At 34.6% G+C, this 16,738-nt stretch carries 13 protein-coding genes and 1 other annotated feature; of the genes, 10 read left to right on the top strand and 3 right to left on the bottom strand.

Translation table 11 applies throughout. The annotated features are described in order from the left end of the window. The first annotated feature begins 80 nt into the window (after positions 1 to 80). Together BW731_RS07380 and BW731_RS07375 are read left to right on the top strand one after the other, a co-directional pair. Complete coding sequence (locus BW731_RS07380; RefSeq protein WP_079346973.1) at positions 81 to 800, top strand: hypothetical protein; 720 nt, start codon at positions 81 to 83, stop codon at positions 798 to 800. A 110-nt stretch (positions 801 to 910) separates the two neighbouring features. After that, positions 911 to 1,969 carry an IS30 family transposase gene (locus BW731_RS07375; protein WP_079345281.1) on the top strand — a complete coding sequence of 353 codons (1,059 nt, stop codon included), beginning with the start codon at positions 911 to 913 and terminating at the stop codon, positions 1,967 to 1,969. A gap of 132 nt (positions 1,970 to 2,101) precedes the next feature. Here BW731_RS07375 and BW731_RS07370 read toward each other — a convergent pair whose 3' ends face one another. From BW731_RS07370 to proB, 3 genes are read right to left on the bottom strand one after another with little or no spacing between them, the layout of a single operon-like run. Next, the gene (locus BW731_RS07370) at positions 2,102 to 4,738 is read right to left on the bottom strand and encodes a YfhO family protein (RefSeq protein WP_079346971.1); all 2,637 of its coding nucleotides are present in this window, start codon (positions 4,736 to 4,738) and stop codon (positions 2,102 to 2,104) included. 30 nt (positions 4,739 to 4,768) lie between these two features. Beyond that, a complete protein-coding gene (locus tag BW731_RS07365) occupies positions 4,769 to 6,013 on the bottom strand; it encodes a glutamate-5-semialdehyde dehydrogenase (RefSeq protein ID WP_079346969.1) in 1,245 nt (414 codons plus the stop codon). A gap of 19 nt (positions 6,014 to 6,032) precedes the next feature. Next, entirely contained in the window at positions 6,033 to 6,839 is an 807-nt protein-coding gene (gene proB, locus BW731_RS07360; RefSeq protein ID WP_079346967.1) for a glutamate 5-kinase, read from the bottom strand. 246 nt (positions 6,840 to 7,085) lie between these two features. On the opposite strand from proB, the gene BW731_RS07355 reads away from it, so the two are divergent. The 8 genes from BW731_RS07355 (at position 7,086) to rlmB (ending at position 16,728) form a co-directional block, all read left to right on the top strand. Next, positions 7,086 to 9,056 carry a KUP/HAK/KT family potassium transporter gene (locus BW731_RS07355; protein WP_079348585.1) on the top strand — a complete coding sequence of 657 codons (1,971 nt, stop codon included), beginning with the start codon at positions 7,086 to 7,088 and terminating at the stop codon, positions 9,054 to 9,056. A gap of 99 nt (positions 9,057 to 9,155) precedes the next feature. Next, on the top strand, positions 9,156 to 9,683 hold the full coding sequence (locus BW731_RS07350; RefSeq protein ID WP_079346965.1) for a dCTP deaminase/dUTPase family protein: 528 nt from the start codon (positions 9,156 to 9,158) through the stop codon (positions 9,681 to 9,683). A gap of 108 nt (positions 9,684 to 9,791) precedes the next feature. Continuing rightward, positions 9,792 to 11,162 (top strand): DNA repair protein RadA, encoded by a 1,371-nt coding sequence (gene radA, locus BW731_RS07345; RefSeq protein ID WP_079346963.1) that lies wholly within the window; start codon positions 9,792 to 9,794, stop codon positions 11,160 to 11,162. 19 nt (positions 11,163 to 11,181) lie between these two features. Beyond that, a complete protein-coding gene (locus tag BW731_RS07340) occupies positions 11,182 to 12,267 on the top strand; it encodes a PIN/TRAM domain-containing protein (RefSeq protein WP_079346961.1) in 1,086 nt (361 codons plus the stop codon). 101 nt (positions 12,268 to 12,368) lie between these two features. Further along, positions 12,369 to 13,844 carry a glutamate--tRNA ligase gene (gene gltX, locus BW731_RS07335; protein WP_079346959.1) on the top strand — a complete coding sequence of 492 codons (1,476 nt, stop codon included), beginning with the start codon at positions 12,369 to 12,371 and terminating at the stop codon, positions 13,842 to 13,844. Further along, positions 13,829 to 14,043, top strand: a binding site (T-box leader). It overlaps the preceding gene by 16 nt. A 54-nt stretch (positions 14,044 to 14,097) precedes the next feature. After that, positions 14,098 to 15,516, top strand: coding sequence for a cysteine--tRNA ligase (gene cysS, locus BW731_RS07330; protein ID WP_079346957.1), 1,419 nt, complete (start codon positions 14,098 to 14,100; stop codon positions 15,514 to 15,516). Beyond that, positions 15,513 to 15,932 (top strand): Mini-ribonuclease 3, encoded by a 420-nt coding sequence (locus BW731_RS07325; protein WP_079346955.1) that lies wholly within the window; start codon positions 15,513 to 15,515, stop codon positions 15,930 to 15,932. The genes cysS and BW731_RS07325 overlap by 4 nt, the downstream gene beginning before the upstream one ends. Then, positions 15,913 to 16,728, top strand: a complete 816-nt coding sequence (rlmB, locus tag BW731_RS07320) for a 23S rRNA (guanosine(2251)-2'-O)-methyltransferase RlmB (protein ID WP_079346953.1) — start codon at positions 15,913 to 15,915, stop codon at positions 16,726 to 16,728. The genes BW731_RS07325 and rlmB overlap by 20 nt, the downstream gene beginning before the upstream one ends. Positions 16,729 to 16,738 lie beyond the last annotated feature (10 nt).

Raw genomic sequence — 16,738 nt, 5'->3', positions numbered from 1 at the left:
TAATAAGATAAAACATTCTTTTTTTAAAAAAGGTATGGTAAAATAATAGTAATAAAGTCACATAATGGAGTGTAGATGGCATGTTTAAACATAAAAAAAAACTTGTTTTAGTATTTTGTATAATTGCTATTTTCTGCCTTTCTGGATGTTCATCTAAAGTAGAAAATACAGATAAAGTGGTATCGTTATTTGCAAATCGCTTGTTTTATGATACTCAAGTAGATGAATATAAAGAGATGTTTTCAGATAGCCAGTTATATAATGAACGAGCTCAAGAAGTAGAAGAAGATTTACAAAATAATTTTGCAACAGTTTTTGAGCCGATTTCTGGAACATTATCTAAAAGCGAAAGAGAAGATATCTCAATATCACTCATTGATAAAGTCAGGGACAAGGCGAGTTATTCTTATACAATTGATGAAACCACGAAAAATACTATAAAAGTGACATATCATATTAAAGGATTTGATTATGCTCATTTAGTAGGTATGACGATGTCAAATTTAAACGAAAATGCAGATAACATAGAGATAGGAACTGTTGGTGCAAAACACATCGTGACAATAGCTTATTATGATGCATTGGAAAAAGCATCAAGTATTGATAAACCAGTTGATATCAGTATTTATTTTAAGCGAGATGATAATAAAAAATGGTTAGTAGATACTAAAAAATCAAAGGAAAAAGACATTCAGAATTTATTGTTTGTATTTATGACAGGTAAAAGACATGATGATGACTACGAAAAAAAAATGATAGAAGAGATTAATCAAATTACATCGAAAGAACAAACAAAATAAAATGGTTAATTGTAGAATCAAGTTAGCCACCCTAAAATAATAAAAAAACACCATGGTAAAAATTCATGTATCATTGAAGTATCTACCCAACAACGAAAGGAATTTTTATCATGGCGCAAATTCAGAATACCACACAAAAATTGACTTATAAACATCTTTCCTTTGAAGAAAGACAACTTATTGAAGTTTGGCATAATAGAGGTGATTCTAATAGAGCAATCGGTAAACGATTAGGTCGACACCATCAAACAATAAACAATGAGCTAAAACGTGGTACAACAACGCAAATCAAAGAAAATAAAAAGCCTAGACAACTCTATTTTGCTGAGACAGGACAAGCTAAATATATAGAAAATAGAAAGCGTTGTGGTGCTAATTCTAAGCTAGCCAGTGCTGTTGACTTTATTAATTATGCCTGTAAACAGATTATTGATTTTAATTGGTCACCAGATGCAATTGTTGGTTTTACCAAGTCCATGAGGACTTGGAATACACCTACTGTCTCTACTAAGACACTTTATAATTATATTGATAGTGGCTTTTTACCTATTAGAAACCATCATCTCAAGATGAAGATCAGACTCTCACCTAAAAAGAAAAGAAGTCGTAAGCATAAAAAAGAACTAGGAAAATCGATTGATGAACGACCAAGTACAGTTGATGATAGAAAAAACTTTGGTCATTGGGAAATAGATAGCGTTATTGGTTCAAAATCTAAAGATGATAATGCTATACTTACTCTTGTTGAAAGAAAAACGCGTTACATGATCACTGTTGTTTTAGATGATCATACAGAAGAGTCTGTTTGTTATACTGTTAATCGATTAAAATCTGAGTTCGGACAAGTTAATTTTAGCAAGATGTTTCAATCAATTACTGCTGATAATGGTAGTGAATTTAGCTCGCTTCATGATACTCTCCAACAAATAACGGATGTCTATTTTGCTCATCCTTATTCTTCTTGGGAACGAGGTACAAATGAAAGACATAATGGTTTATTAAGACAATTTATTCCGAAAGGAACTCCAATCTGCAACTACTCAAAACAATTCATTCAACTGGCTACTGAAAAAATTAATCTTTTACCACGTAAAATCTTAAATTATAGACAACCAGCTACATTATTTTTAGAAGAAATTCAAAAGCTTAAAATCAAAACATGTTGGTAAGGATGGATTTTAATAGAATAACACAAAAAATTAGATGTTTTTACCTAGGTGGCTAACTTAATATTGCAATTTAGAAACAAAATAAAATAAGCAAAAATACCTTTTTTCCACTTAATTGGAAAAAAGGTATTTTTAAGGTGTATTAATTAAATAGCTCTTCTTTTTTTTCACTTTTTTTGTGTTTGTAAATATGTAGTAAACAATGAACAGTCCTGTAGCACTAAAGAAACATATGACACCAACAACAAATCCAGGAGGTAAGAAGCTTAATTCAATATCATGAACACCTGCTGGAACTTTGAATGTTAAGAAACCATCTTGAAAATCTTTTGTTGCGACTTTTTTATTATCAACTTTTACGGTCCAACCTTTATCAAAAGGAATGGTCGTAAAGACGACTTGTTCTTCAGGTGTTTCAACATGAGCCGTTGCTTTTCTACCATTTACAGCAAATTCTACACCTTTATCTTTTATAGAGTTCATTGCAGCGTCAAATTTTGGGATATCCAATAAAACAATTGGTGGATTAATTAATTCAACTTCATCTGTCCCATAAAGTGTCACAGAAAATTCAACGATCGAATCTTCTTTGAAATACCCTAGGTTGTAATATTGTCCAGTGATACCAATTTGTGACTCATAACTGACATTTTGCGTTGTTACTTTAGCTGTAGAACTTTTCAATGCTCCAAAGTTTGTTGGGAATAGACTATAGTAAGCTTGTTTTCCAGCAGGAACACTAACTTGGTAGTTCACTACTTTCGCGACATTCGGCTTTTGCTCTTTTATAGCTATTCGATTATTGGGTAGATTAGTGATTTGAGCATTTTGTGTACTAATGACTGATGGTGATGTGAAGGTATAGTAAACTTCATTTAAATCAGCTAGTTGATTGACTAAATTCGTTTGAGCACCTAAATTATCTTTTTCAGGTAGTTTAATTTTGTATAGCTCTTCATTGGTGAGCACCCCTAGAGGTATAGCATTTTTGTTTTCATATAGTGTATATTTCCCTCGCTTTTCAACGGGAGAAAAGCCATATTTTAATAGATTCTGATTACTGATATTATATTTAATTCCCATCAAGCTATCCATTAATAACGTGTTATTTTGATAGCGTATATTTAAACTAGTCCCTCTGGATCTAAACCCTAAAGTATTTAGTAAAGCAGAAGAATGTCGATTTCTAATAGAAGAAAACATGCTAATGCCACTATAACCATAATTAAAGCTATCATTGCTTGAGATTGGAGCTAATGATTCTAAACGTTGGAAAGAGTCTCTATCATCTTTTTCAGCTTTATCAACCAAGTATTTATAATCAGGATATGGACCAGAGTAAAGGTTTCTTGAAGCATAGTTCCAGTCTTCTAAAATACCATTTAACATAAAGGATGTATTGATATAGGCTTCCCCAGTTACTATGAGTAACAATAAAAAGACAAAAGATTTTCGAGGTAACTGATTGATTTGATAGAAAAAGATTCCCACAAGATATAAAGCCAAGAATAAAATGGTCAAGACAAATTGTTTTAATGTGACAAAATCGTAGCTATCTTTACTTGAAGCAAAGAATGCCATTGAAAATAGCACGGCTAAAATCAAGACAATCCCTACCATGATATTTAAATCTTTTTTGGTGAATTTTTCCCATCCAAATCCAGCTAGCATCACAACTAAAAATGAAAATAAGAAACTATATCTGAATAAAAACATGTTCGGAGCATGCATGCCGTGCCAGAATAAGTTCAGAGGTTCAATATAAAAACTTGCTATTAAGACGGCAAACAAACTAGCATAACCAATTTTATTCTTTAATGAAATTAACCGTGAACAGAAGTAGAAAATACAGAAAATAAGTGGCAAAATACCAACATAAATAAAAGGAATAGAACCGTATTTTGTTGTATCATAAACACCTATCATATTTTTTATGACAATATCCCAAAAAGCGGTGGCTTCTGTTTTGAATTTTGTCATTTCTGATAACGTTTCACCATTTGATAGTAAATCAAAAACGGCTGGAAGAATCATAATCATGGATGCAATACCAGCAAGTAGTGACGTTGTAAAGTAGGGAACGATTCGTTTTTTATATAATTGTGAGTTTGTTGCCACTCTAACAACGAAATAAAGAAATGAAAACAATCCAACCATAAAGCCGAAATAAAAATTCGATACAAATAGCAAGAAATATGAGACAAATAACAGTGCGGACCTTCCTTTTTCAAGCACGCGATTGATTCCTAGAAAGACAAGAGGTAGGTACATAAAGACATCTAACCACATAATTAATTCTGATTGAGCCATAGCAAATGACATTAAGGAATACGATATGGCTAAAGTTACATGAGATAGATTTGGTAATTTATACGTTTCTTTTGCAAAATACCAAAAAGACAGACTTGCGGCACCGATTTTAATTAACGTCAGAACATATAAAGCATCAGGAATATTTTGATTATTAAAAAAGAAGACAATCGGTGTAAATATCCCGCCTAAATAATAAGAAATGAGTGACCAGTAGTTCAAGCCAAGCGAAGCATCCCATGTGTAAAAAATGCTTTGTTTACCATGTAAGACATTATTAAAACTCGCATGAAAATTTGAAAATTGTGAAAAGGCATCACTTGCTAACACACTTCTAGCACTTCCAGGGTAAATTCCTAGGCTAAGGTAGACGCCTACCATGATTAAAAAGGGAATTATAAAAGCGGTAAGTCCATACTTACCACTAGTTTTAAAGCTTTTTTTTATTTTTGATAACATAATCGTTCATTTCCCTCCTAAAAAGTAAATTTATCTAATTTGGCCTTCCCCAAAGACAATATATTTTGTTGTGGTTAACTCGTTTAATCCCATCGGCCCTCGGGCATGAAGTTTTTGTGTGCTAATCCCAATTTCACCACCAAATCCAAAGACACTGCCATCAGTAAAACGTGAAGAAGCATTAACGTAAACCACAGCAGCATCAATTTGTTGCATGAATTTTTGTGAGTTTTGGTAACTATCTGTCACAATCACTTCTGAATGTTTTGTTCCATAATGATTAATGTGGTTAATGGCTTCATCCAAATCATCGACAAGTTTGATAGCTAAGATTAGATCGTTAAACTCTGTCGCAAAATCTTCTTCAGTCGCTAGTTTAGCGGTTGGAAGGTAGGGAAGAGCTTCTTTATCGGCACGTAATTCAACATGATGATTATCCAGTTCAGGACCAACTAACGATAAAAAGTCTGTTGCTATAGACTTATTTACTAAAAGAGATTCTGTAGCATTGCAAACAGAAGGACGCTGGCATTTTCCATTAATGACGATATCTTTTGCCATCTCTAAATTTGCTTTGTCATCAACATAGATATGGCAATTTCCTGTTCCAGTCTCAATCACAGGAACAGTCGCATTTTTGATAACAGATTGTATTAAATTTGCTCCACCACGAGGAATTAAGACATCTAGATAGTCAGATAATTGCATAAATTTTGTCGCCGTTTCTCTTGATGTATCATCGATAAATTGGACACATTCTTTAGGAAAGTCAACAGCATCTAAGGCTGATTGAATGGCGTGAACTAAAGCTTGGTTAGAATGAAATGCTTCTTTTCCTCCTCTTAAAATAATGGCATTTCCAGATTTTAGGGCAAGGGAAGACGCGTCTGTTGTCACGTTTGGTCGGGACTCATAAATCATTCCAATTACGCCAAGTGGCACACGTTGTTTACCGATCAGTAGGTTATCTTCGTTTCGCCACATATGATCAACTTTTCCGATTGGATCATCTAATTCAATGGTAGTTTTAATATCTTGTTGCATTGTGTGAATGCGCTCTTTAGTTAAGAGTAAACGATCGACCATAGTTTCAGGAATACCATTTTCACGAGCTAATTCAATATCTTTTTTGTTAGCGGATAGAATATCTTCCATATTATTATCAAGATGTTTCACGATTGATAATAATGCATTATTTTTAGCTTTAGTCGTTGCATTGTTTAAAAAGAATGCAGCTTTTTTTGCCTGTTTACCCAGTGTCTCTAACAGTGTCATGTATAACTCCTCCTTTTTATCACCTATTTGAAAAAAGTGTCCCAATTGTTTTGCCTTCTAAAATATCAAATAAAATAGCCGGATCTTTTCCACTAGCTAAAATCATCTGTGACTGGTTATCTAGCACGCGTTTAGCGGCTTTTAATTTACTCATCATACCACCTGTACCAAACTCACTGCCTTTTCCTCCCGCAGCCTCTTCCATCGTTGTTGTAATTTCAGAAATATGGGAGAAAAGTTGAGCTTCTGGATTTGTTTGTGGATTATCATCGTAAAACCCATCAATATCAGATAACATCAGTAATAAGTCAGCCTGAGCTAAGCTACATACAATAGCAGATAATTGGTCGTTGTCGCCGAATTTTGTTAAGTGATCCAATTCATCAACCGACACGCTGTCATTTTCGTTAACGATAGGAATCACTCCCATGTTAAGTAGTTCTTCAAACGTGTTAATGACGTTTTGTCTGCTTGTTGGAAAATCAATCACGTCGCGAGTTAATAACACTTGGGCTGATTGCTGATAGTAGGCTGCAAAACGTTGTGTGTATATTTTAATCAGTTCAGATTGACCAATTGCAGCCACCGCTTGTTGTTTTGCGATTGTTTCAGGTCGTTTATCCAAGCCAAGCACCTTCATTCCAACACCAATTGCACCTGAAGAAACTAAGATGACTTCGTACCCTAGTTGTCTAAGTGATGTAAGTGTAAAAGCTAATTGATCGATTGCTCGTAAATTAATCTCTGTATTTGGTAGAACTAACGAACTAGTCCCGACTTTAATCACGAGTCGCTTACTTTCTTTTAATAATTTCTTTCTCTCCAAAGTAATCCCTCTTTTTGTTTAATGACTATTTTTTTTAGTGTCTATCCATGCTATAATAACTTATTTTTACTTGTGTTTCCACTAATAGAAAATGAATTTTTTTATTTGAGTGTTGACTTTAAAAAAAATGAGTATATGATTGTCATGAATACTAACTTTTTAAAGAAATGAGGAGTGAAAAAAGTGAGTCAAAAATCTAATCAACAAGCTATCGATCGTTTTACATTAGGTGGAACGCTTGTTGCTATGGGAGTTGTTTATGGAGATATTGGAACCAGTCCTTTGTACGTTATGAAAGCCATTGTGGATGGAAATGGAGGACTAGCTCACGTATCAGAGACGTTTATCTTAGGTGCGGTATCATTAGTTTTTTGGACATTAACCTTATTAACAACGATAAAATATGTCATGATTGCACTAAACGCTGATAATCACGGTGAGGGTGGTATTTTTTCACTTTTCACATTAGTTAGAAAGAATAGTCGTTATTTGCTTTATCCTGCAATGTTAGGTGGGGCAACATTACTCGCTGATGGGATTTTAACGCCAGCAGTAACGGTCACAACAGCTGTTGAAGGCCTTAGAGGGATTCCTTCTTTTTACGAGATGTTTGGCGATAGTCAACAAATTATTGTCATTATAACGGTTATTATTATTTTTTCATTATTTATGGTACAACGATTAGGAACAAAAAAAGTCGGCACACTGTTTGGCCCGATTATGTTTGGTTGGTTTACATTTATTGGATTAATTGGTCTATCAAACTTCATGGGAAATCTTTCAGTTATTCGTGCACTAAACCCATATTATGCTGTTCATTTACTGTTTTCGGGGGAAAATAAATTAGGGATACTTATTTTGGGAAGCGTGTTTCTAGCAACAACTGGAGCGGAAGCATTGTATTCAGATTTGGGGCATGCTGGTAGAAAAAATATTCGTGTAAGTTGGCCTTATATTAAAGTCTGTTTAGTTTTAAATTACTTTGGTCAAGCAGCATGGATTATCCGTGTTAAAGATATACCTGAGTATCAAAATATTGATATGCTTAATCCATTCTTTAGAATGATGCCACAATCACTGACTATTGTAGGAGTGATTTTTGCCACAGTTGCGGCGATTATTGCGTCACAATCATTAATTTCTGGTTCGTATACATTGGCCTCAGAAGCAATTAAATTACGTTTACTACCAAGGATGAAAATTATTTATCCCACTGACCAAAAGGGGCAATTGTATATTCCAGCGATTAACAATATGTTAATGATTGGCTGTTTAGCTGTTGTGTTTGGCTTTCAAACATCTGCTCGTATGGAGGCTGCTTATGGGCTAGCAATCACCATTACAATGTTAATGACAACTATCTTGTTACTTGTTTACTTACTACAAGAAGGCACACCAAGACCACTAGCGTATCTGATTTTTATCTTTTTTGCAGGGATTGAAAGTATCTTTTTTGTTTCAAGTGCGTCTAAGTTTATGCATGGAGGCTATGTGGCATTAGGAATCGCTCTAATTATTTTCCTCATCATGCTCATTTGGCATCGTGGAAATATCATTACAGAAGCAACATCTAAACGGATTTCCTTATATGACTACAAAGAGCAATTAGGAGAGTTAAGGGATGATACGGATTGGCCACAACTTCAAACTAACTTGGTCTTTCTAACATCTAAAATTAAAGGTCATTTAATTAATCGAGAAATCATGTATTCAATTTTAGATAAAAGCCCAAAACGAGCGAAAGTATATTGGTTTGTGAATGTCTTTGTTACCGATGAACCATACACTAAGGAATATTATGTGGATATGATGGAGACGGATTACATCGTGAATGTACAATTACGATTAGGATTTAAAATGCCGCAAGAAGTGAATGTCTATTTACGACAAATTGTTTATGATTTAATGAATGAAGGAAAGCTACCAAAACAACCACAAAAATATTCGATTACACCAGGAAGAGATACGGGAGATTTTTCATTTGTGTTGATACGCGAAGAGCTATCACGTGTGACGGAATTAAACTGGTTAGATACTTTAGTGATGCAAGCTAAACTTGGCATTAAGCGTTCAGCAGTTGATCCAGCTAAATGGTATGGCCTAGAATATAGTGATGTGATTATGGAGTATGTGCCATTAGTAATCCAGCCGAAGAAAAATAAAGTTACCTTGCGACAAGTTCAAGTAAAAGAATTTAACGAAGATGATGATGAATAAAATAATTGATAAAAGAAAGAGTAAGATTTATTTTTACTCTTTTTATTTGCCCTGTTTTCGGGTAGGATTAAAGAAATTAGAAGTAAAGGAAGGTAGACTATGAGTAAAGTAAGAGGGTTTGAAAAAGTGTCAACATTTGAGGATATTAATTTACCAAAAAGAGCAACCAAAAGTGCCGCAGGTTATGATTTTGAGTCAGCTGTTGATATTGTGATTCCAAGTATTTGGAGGCAAGGAATTGCTAAAGTATTAAAAGCCGTTTTATCAAAAGAAATATTAACAGTGGATGCTGATATGCAAAAAGAGTTAAAATCAACGCTTGTTCCAACAGGAGTAAAATCATATATGGGTGATGATGAATTTTTACAAATTGCGAATCGTTCAAGTAACCCGTTAAAAAACTTTTTAGTGTTAACAAACGGTGTAGGGATTATTGATAGTGATTATTATAATAATGCAGAAAATGAAGGGCATATTATGATTCAATTATTAAATTTTGGTTTAACAGATAAACACATCAAAAAAGGAGACCGTATTGCTCAAGGCATCTTTTTACCTTTTTTAAAAGCAGATAATGATTCGGCAGAAACAGAGCGTACAGGTGGGTTTGGTTCATCAGGTAAATAATTTTTTAAGAGAGTAGCGAACTTTATTATAATGGAACAATTTATGTTAAAATACCACTAAAGATGTATTTAGATAAACCATCAAAAATTGTAAAATAAGGATGATTTTGTGGCAAAAAAAAAGAGAAATGAATTTATCTGTCAAACGTGTGGGTACATCTCTCCTAAATATTTAGGAAGATGTCCTAACTGTGGTGAATGGAACACGTTAGTAGAGGAGGTCATCGCAGATACACCAACTAGACATAGTCGAGTTAGTTTAACAGGTGAAATGAGTAAGCCTCAAAAGTTGCAAGAAGTCACTGCACAAAAAGAGCCTCGTGTTAAAACACAATTAGGTGAATTAAACCGTGTATTAGGTGGCGGAGTGGTCCCAGGTTCTATGGTATTAATCGGTGGAGACCCTGGTATTGGAAAATCTACTTTACTATTACAAGTGTCCCAACAACTAAGCTTATTAAAAGGAAATGTATTATATGTTTCTGGTGAAGAGAGTTCACAACAAATAAAAATGCGTGCGGAACGCTTAGCTGATGGTAGCAATGATTTTTATGTTTATCCTGAAACAGATATGGGACGTATTAAACAAGTCATCGAGCAATTAACACCAGATTATGTCATTATTGATTCGATACAAACGATGGTGCATCCTGAGACTGAAAGTGCTGCTGGCAGTGTAAGTCAAGTTCGAGCGAATACAGCTGAATTAATGCAGATTGCTAAAACAAATAGCATTGCTATATTTATTGTGGGACATGTCACAAAAGAAGGCTCGCTTGCAGGACCCCGGATGCTTGAGCATATGGTGGATACAGTGCTTTATTTTGAAGGAGATAGACACCATACTTTCAGAATACTGCGCGCTGTAAAAAATCGTTTTGGCTCAACAAATGAGATTGGCATTTTTGAAATGAGGCAAGCTGGATTAGTAGAAGTGTTAAATCCATCAGAAGCATTTTTAGAAGAGCGAATTGATGGTGCGACAGGGTCAGCAATTGTGTGCTCGATGGAAGGTACGCGTCCTATTTTGGCAGAGATACAATCACTTGTAACGCCATCTGTTTTTGGAAATGCTAAACGAACGGCAACAGGGCTAGATTATAACCGTGTGTCACTGATTATGGCTGTGTTAGAAAAACGTGCTGGATTATTATTACAAAACCAAGATGCTTATTTAAAAGCAGTTGGTGGAGTGAAGCTTGATGAACCAGCGATTGATTTATCCATCGCTGTGAGTATCGCATCAAGTTACAAAGATAAAGGGACTTCTCCTCAAGATTGTTTTATTGGTGAAATTGGGTTAACTGGTGAAATTAGACGAGTGAACCGAATTGAACAGCGTGTTGGTGAAGCACAAAAATTAGGCTTCAAACGTGTGTTTATTCCAATAAATAATCTGCAAGGTTGGACACCACCTAAAGACATTGAAGTGATTGGTGTCGAAACATTATCAGAAACATTATTTAAAGTATTTTCTTAAGTAAAGGAGGAGAGATAGTATGCAGAAAAAAATTTACGCGATTATTATGGCTTTAATTGGCTTTAGTTTAGGTGTGGCATTATTCCCATTATTATGGAAGGCAACCAACCAGGAAACATTAAATTGGCTAAATAATGAAATTACAAATGGTATTATCGGAGCTATTATTTTTGCAATTATCGCAACATTGACAGAGCAACATTTAGTATCAGGTTTAAGAAAAATAGAGAAATTTATAACAGAACAAAGTTTATCTGATTTATTATTTGGTAGTATTAGTACGATTATTGGGTTATTATTAGGAGCACTTATTTCGATTCCATTTTATTCACTCCCTTTAATTGTTCCGGCAATTATTATGTTAATCACAGGGTACTTAGGGTTTAGAGTGGGCACAATGAAAACAGAGGATTTTAAGAAATTATTTGTGCCAAAATCCAAAAAAGTTTCGGAAGAAATTCTTGATCGTCGTGTTGATGACTATTTTCATAAATACAAGGTTTTAGATACAAGTGTTATTATTGATGGCCGTATTTATGATATTGCAAAAACTGGCTTTATTGAAGGAACGTTATTAATTCCAAATTTTGTTTTATATGAGTTGCAATATATTGCGGATTCAGGGGATAGTATGAAACGCGTTCGTGGGCGTCGGGGGTTAGATATTTTAAACGCCTTGCAAAAAGAAGAAAATATCTCGGTTGAAATGTATGAAGGTGATTTTGAAGATATTCAAGAAGTCGATAGTAAATTGATTAAATTAGCTAAAATGTTAGATGGAATTGTGGTTACAAACGACTACAACCTAAATAAAGTGTGTGAATTTCAAAATGTGCCAGTATTTAACATTAATGCCTTGGCAAATGCTGTTAAACCAGTTGTTATTCCAGGTGAGACGATGGATGTTATTGTGATGAAAGATGGTACAGAACGCCAGCAAGGTGTGGCTTATTTAGATGATGGCACAATGGTTGTAGTGGAAGATGGTAAACACTTTATGAACAAGAAAATAAATGTTATTGTGACGAGTGCATTACAAACGGCTGCTGGTCGAATGATTTTTGCAAAACCAAGTCATTCTCAAACAACGATAAATGCTGATTAAAGGTTACAAAACTCTTGTGAAAGTGCCTTTACTATTTGGGTAAATGCATGTAAACTTAGAAACATAGGAAGCGATAATACGTGAACAAGGAAGGTAATACCATGGGAAATAAAGTACGTGTCAGATATGCACCAAGTCCAACAGGTCATTTGCATATTGGAAATGCTCGAACAGCATTATTTAATTATTTATTTGCTCGTCATCATGGCGGCGATTTTATCATTCGTATAGAGGATACAGACCAAAAACGTAATATTGAAGACGGAGAAAAAAGTCAGTTAGATAACTTAGCATGGCTAAATATTGACTGGGATGAGTCACCTGATAAGCCAGGTGAATACGGTCCTTATCGTCAATCTGAAAGAAAAGATATCTATCAACCATTAGTAGATCAATTATTAGCGAGCAATTTAGCTTATAAATGTTACTGTACCGAAGAAGAATTAGAAACAGAACGTGAGAGCCAACGTAGTCGTGGACAAATTCCACGTTACAACGGAAAATGTGCTCACTTAACACCGGAACAACAAGCAGCTAAAGAAGCTGAAGGCATTACACCAGTTGTTCGTTTCAGAGTACCAAAAGGTGAAGAATATACATTCGATGATATTGTTAAAGGAAATATCACGTTTGAATCGGATAGTGTTGGTGGCGATTTTGTCATTTTAAAACGTGACGGGATGCCAACATATAACTTTGCGGTAGCAGTAGATGATCATTTGATGAACATTACGCATGTACTACGTGGAGATGACCATATTGCAAATACGCCAAAACAATTAATGGTATATGAAGCATTTGGCTGGACTCCACCAAGATTTGGTCACATGACGTTAATCATTAATACAGAGACAGGTAAAAAACTAAGTAAACGTGATGAAACGATTCTACAATTTATCGAACAATATCGTGAATTAGGTTATTTACCAGAAGCGATGTTTAACTTTATCAGTTTATTAGGCTGGTCTCCAGTGGGTGAAGAAGAAATCTTTAGCCAAGAAGAGTTTATTAAAATATTTGATGCAGATCGTTTAGGTAAATCGCCTGCAGCATTTGATAATAAAAAACTTGAGTGGATTAGCAATCAATACATGAAACAACTTGATAGAAAAACAATGGCAGAGATGGCTTTACCATACTTAATCGAAGCAGGTTTAGTAGAAGAAAACCCATCAGCTGAAAAACAAGCATGGGTGGAAGAATTGGTAAGTCTTTACCAACCACAAATGAGTTATGCAAAAGAAATCGTTGAATTATCAAGTTTATTCTTTAATGATACATTGTCATTTGATGATGCCGCTAAAGAAGTCTTATCAGATGAGCAAGTACCAGAAGTATTAGAAGCATTTAAAAAAGAATTAAATGACTTAGAAGAATTTGATGTTCCAGCAATTAAAAAAGCAATTAAAGCTGTACAAAAAGAAACAGGTGCTAAAGGTAAAAAACTGTTCATGCCAATTCGTGTAGCCGTGAGTGGTCAAATGCATGGACCAGAATTAGCAGAAACGATTCTTTTATTAGGAAAAGAACAAGCAACAGAACATATTAATTTAGCGTTAGAAGAAATACAAGGATAAGAAAAGTAAGTGATAGATTGTCTTAAGAGAGCTTGTGGCAGGTGTAAACAAGTGTCAACCTATCAGTGAAATGCCTCTTTGAGTAGGGTGAGTGAAACAAGTAGCTTATCACGTGTGATAGACGTTACCTTATCAAAAGATTCACTGAGATAGTTTGAGTGAATGAAAAAAAGTGGAACCACGTGAAAGCGTCTTTTAACAGTATATGTGTATTGTTAAAGGATGCTTTTTTTGTTTGTGAGAGGAGAGAATCATGGGAATAAAAATTTATAATACTTTAAGTCGTAAAAAAGAAAATTTTGTGCCAATTAAACCAAATGAAGTCAGCATGTATCTATGCGGACCAACTGTTTATAACTACATTCATATAGGAAATGCTAGAAGTACCGTAGCATTTGATACTGTTCGCCGTTACTTTGAATTTAGGGGCTACAAAGTTAATTATGTTTCTAACTTTACAGATGTGGATGATAAAATTATTAAGACAGCGAATCAAGAAGGTATTTCAACCAAAGAATTAGCAGATAAATTTATTGACGCATTTAAAGAAGATACCGGAAAACTCAATGTGCAACCAGCTTGTCTACATCCGCGTGTCGTTGATCATATTGATGACATTATCGAATTTATTTCTGTGTTGGTTGAAAAAGGATATGCTTATGAATCACAAGGAGATGTGTACTATCGTACGCGACTATTTAAACCTTATGGAAAATTAAGTAATAAAAGTATTGATGAATTAGAGACAGGTGCGAGTCAAAGAACGGGTGCTGAATCAGCTAAAAAAGAGGACCCATTAGATTTTGCATTATGGAAACAAGCCAAAGAGCAAGAAGTATCATGGGATTCGCCATGGGGAAAAGGTCGTCCAGGTTGGCATATTGAGTGCTCCGTGATGGCAACGAAGCATTTAGGTGATACAATAGATATTCATGCAGGTGGACAGGATTTAGAATTCCCTCATCATGAAAATGAAATAGCTCAAAGTGAAGCGAAAACGGGTGAAACGTTTGCTCATTATTGGATGCATAATGCGTATCTAACTGTAGGTGAATCAGGTGAAAAAATGAGTAAATCACTCGGCAACTTTATTACAGCACATGATTTGATGAAAGATGTGTCACCAGAAGTGGTGCGTTTCGCTTTATCAACGACACATTATCGTCGACCAATGCCTTTCAATGAGACAACCATCAAAGAAGCAACGACTAATTTAGGACGTATAAAAAGTAGTTACAATAATGCAACGTTTAGATTAGAAACAGCAGTGGATTCTTTAGAAAACGACCATGATTGGTTAAAAGAGTTGTCTTCACTAATGATAGAATTTGTTACAGAGATGGACGATGATTTCAATGCAGCAAATGGTATCACAGTTGTTTATCAATTAGTGAAATACTTGAATCGTTATTTAGAAGAAGATGTTGTCTCAAAAGGAGTTATCACGGCTTACCAAGAAACATTAGAAAAACTGATGCTTATTTTTGGGATTGAACTTGTTAATCAAACTGATTTATTAGATGATGATATTGATGCGTTAATCGCTGAGAGAAATGCCGCTCGTAAAGAAAAAAACTTTGCTAGAAGTGATGAGATACGTGATTTATTAAAAGAAAAAGGGATTATTTTAGAAGATACCCCTCAAGGAACAAGATGGAGTAGAAGTGAATGACAAATGAAAAAGATTATACCTTATTAAGTGGGTTAACACTAGCTTATGTGGGGGATGCCATATATGAGACCTATATTCGCGATTATTTAGTAAAAAGTGGGCAAACTCGCCCGAACCAATTACACCGTTTAGCAACACACTATGTTTCAGCAAAAGCACAACATTATTTGATTGAACAAATGATGATGCAAGATTTACTAACTGAAACAGAACAAGATATGTATCGCCGTGGACGTAATGCTAAAAGTCATACGAGTGCCAAAAATACGTCGATTGCTGTGTACCGCTCATCAACTGGATTTGAAGCATTGATGGGCTACCTGCATTTAACAGAGCAAAAAGAACGCTTAGAAGAAGTTATTGCATGGTGTATTCAAACAATAGGAGAAAAAAACAATGAGAAAACCTCAAAATAAAAGAAAATCAGATAGACAACGCCCAAAATTTGATAAAAAAAATCAACAAGAAGCAGATGTACCAACACCAGAGATGGATGATGTAGTGTTAGGAAAACATGCCACAATAGAAGCACTGCAAGCGAATCGAGGCAATAAACTATTTTTACAAGAAGACATTAAAGGAAATAAAATCGAAGAGATTAAACAATTGGCTCAAGAGAAGATTGTGTCTATCAAATGGGTACCAAAATCTAAATTAGATGAAATGGTGGATGGCTTAAATCATCAAGGCATCGTCTTAAAAATTACGCCATATGAATACCTATCGTTATCAGAATTACTAGAAAAAACTAAAGAAAAAGAAAATCGTTTTTTCTTAATTTTAGATAGCATTATGGACCCACATAACTTAGGTTCTATACTAAGAACAGCTGATGCAGTGAATGTTGATGGTGTCATTATTCCAAAACATCGTGCAGTCGGAGTGACACCAGTGGTAGTGAAAACTTCTACAGGGGCGGTAGAACACATTCCTATTTCAAGAGTGACAAACCTTTCGCAAACAGTTAAGGAATTAAAAAAAGAAAACATCTGGGTATTTGGGACAGATATGGAAGGTACAGATTACACTCAGTGGAATGTTTCAGGAGACATTGCTTTAATTATTGGCAATGAAGGAAAAGGGATGGGGCAAGCACTTAAAAAAGAAGTAGACGAAATGATTACCATCCCGATAGATGGACATGTTCAAAGTTTAAATGCGAGTGTGGCAGCTGGCTTGTTAATGTATGAAGTGCATAGAAAAAGGAGATAAATTATGGAGG

Origin of the sequence: Vagococcus martis (assembly GCF_002026305.1) — a bacterium.
In the GTDB taxonomy this organism is placed as follows: domain Bacteria; phylum Bacillota; class Bacilli; order Lactobacillales; family Vagococcaceae; genus Vagococcus; species Vagococcus martis.
The sequence above is the reverse complement of the archived record's forward strand: the minus strand, read 5'-3'. Positions and strand labels throughout refer to the sequence as shown.

What these genes read in the sequence shown, in the direction of transcription:
- BW731_RS07350 (WP_079346965.1), top strand. Translation starts at nt 9,156, where the DNA reads ATGAGTAAAGTAAGAGGGTTTGAAAAAGTGTCAACATTTGAGGATATT.
- BW731_RS07380 (WP_079346973.1), top strand. Translation starts at nt 81, where the DNA reads ATGTTTAAACATAAAAAAAAACTTGTTTTAGTATTTTGTATAATTGCT.
- gltX (WP_079346959.1), top strand. Translation starts at nt 12,369, where the DNA reads ATGGGAAATAAAGTACGTGTCAGATATGCACCAAGTCCAACAGGTCAT.
- BW731_RS07340 (WP_079346961.1), top strand. Translation starts at nt 11,182, where the DNA reads ATGCAGAAAAAAATTTACGCGATTATTATGGCTTTAATTGGCTTTAGT.
- cysS (WP_079346957.1), top strand. Translation starts at nt 14,098, where the DNA reads ATGGGAATAAAAATTTATAATACTTTAAGTCGTAAAAAAGAAAATTTT.
- BW731_RS07370 (WP_079346971.1), bottom strand. Translation starts at nt 4,738, where the DNA reads ATGTTATCAAAAATAAAAAAAAGCTTTAAAACTAGTGGTAAGTATGGA.
- BW731_RS07375 (WP_079345281.1), top strand. Translation starts at nt 911, where the DNA reads ATGGCGCAAATTCAGAATACCACACAAAAATTGACTTATAAACATCTT.
- BW731_RS07355 (WP_079348585.1), top strand. Translation starts at nt 7,086, where the DNA reads ATGGGAGTTGTTTATGGAGATATTGGAACCAGTCCTTTGTACGTTATG.
- BW731_RS07325 (WP_079346955.1), top strand. Translation starts at nt 15,513, where the DNA reads ATGACAAATGAAAAAGATTATACCTTATTAAGTGGGTTAACACTAGCT.
- rlmB (WP_079346953.1), top strand. Translation starts at nt 15,913, where the DNA reads ATGAGAAAACCTCAAAATAAAAGAAAATCAGATAGACAACGCCCAAAA.
- BW731_RS07365 (WP_079346969.1), bottom strand. Translation starts at nt 6,013, where the DNA reads ATGACACTGTTAGAGACACTGGGTAAACAGGCAAAAAAAGCTGCATTC.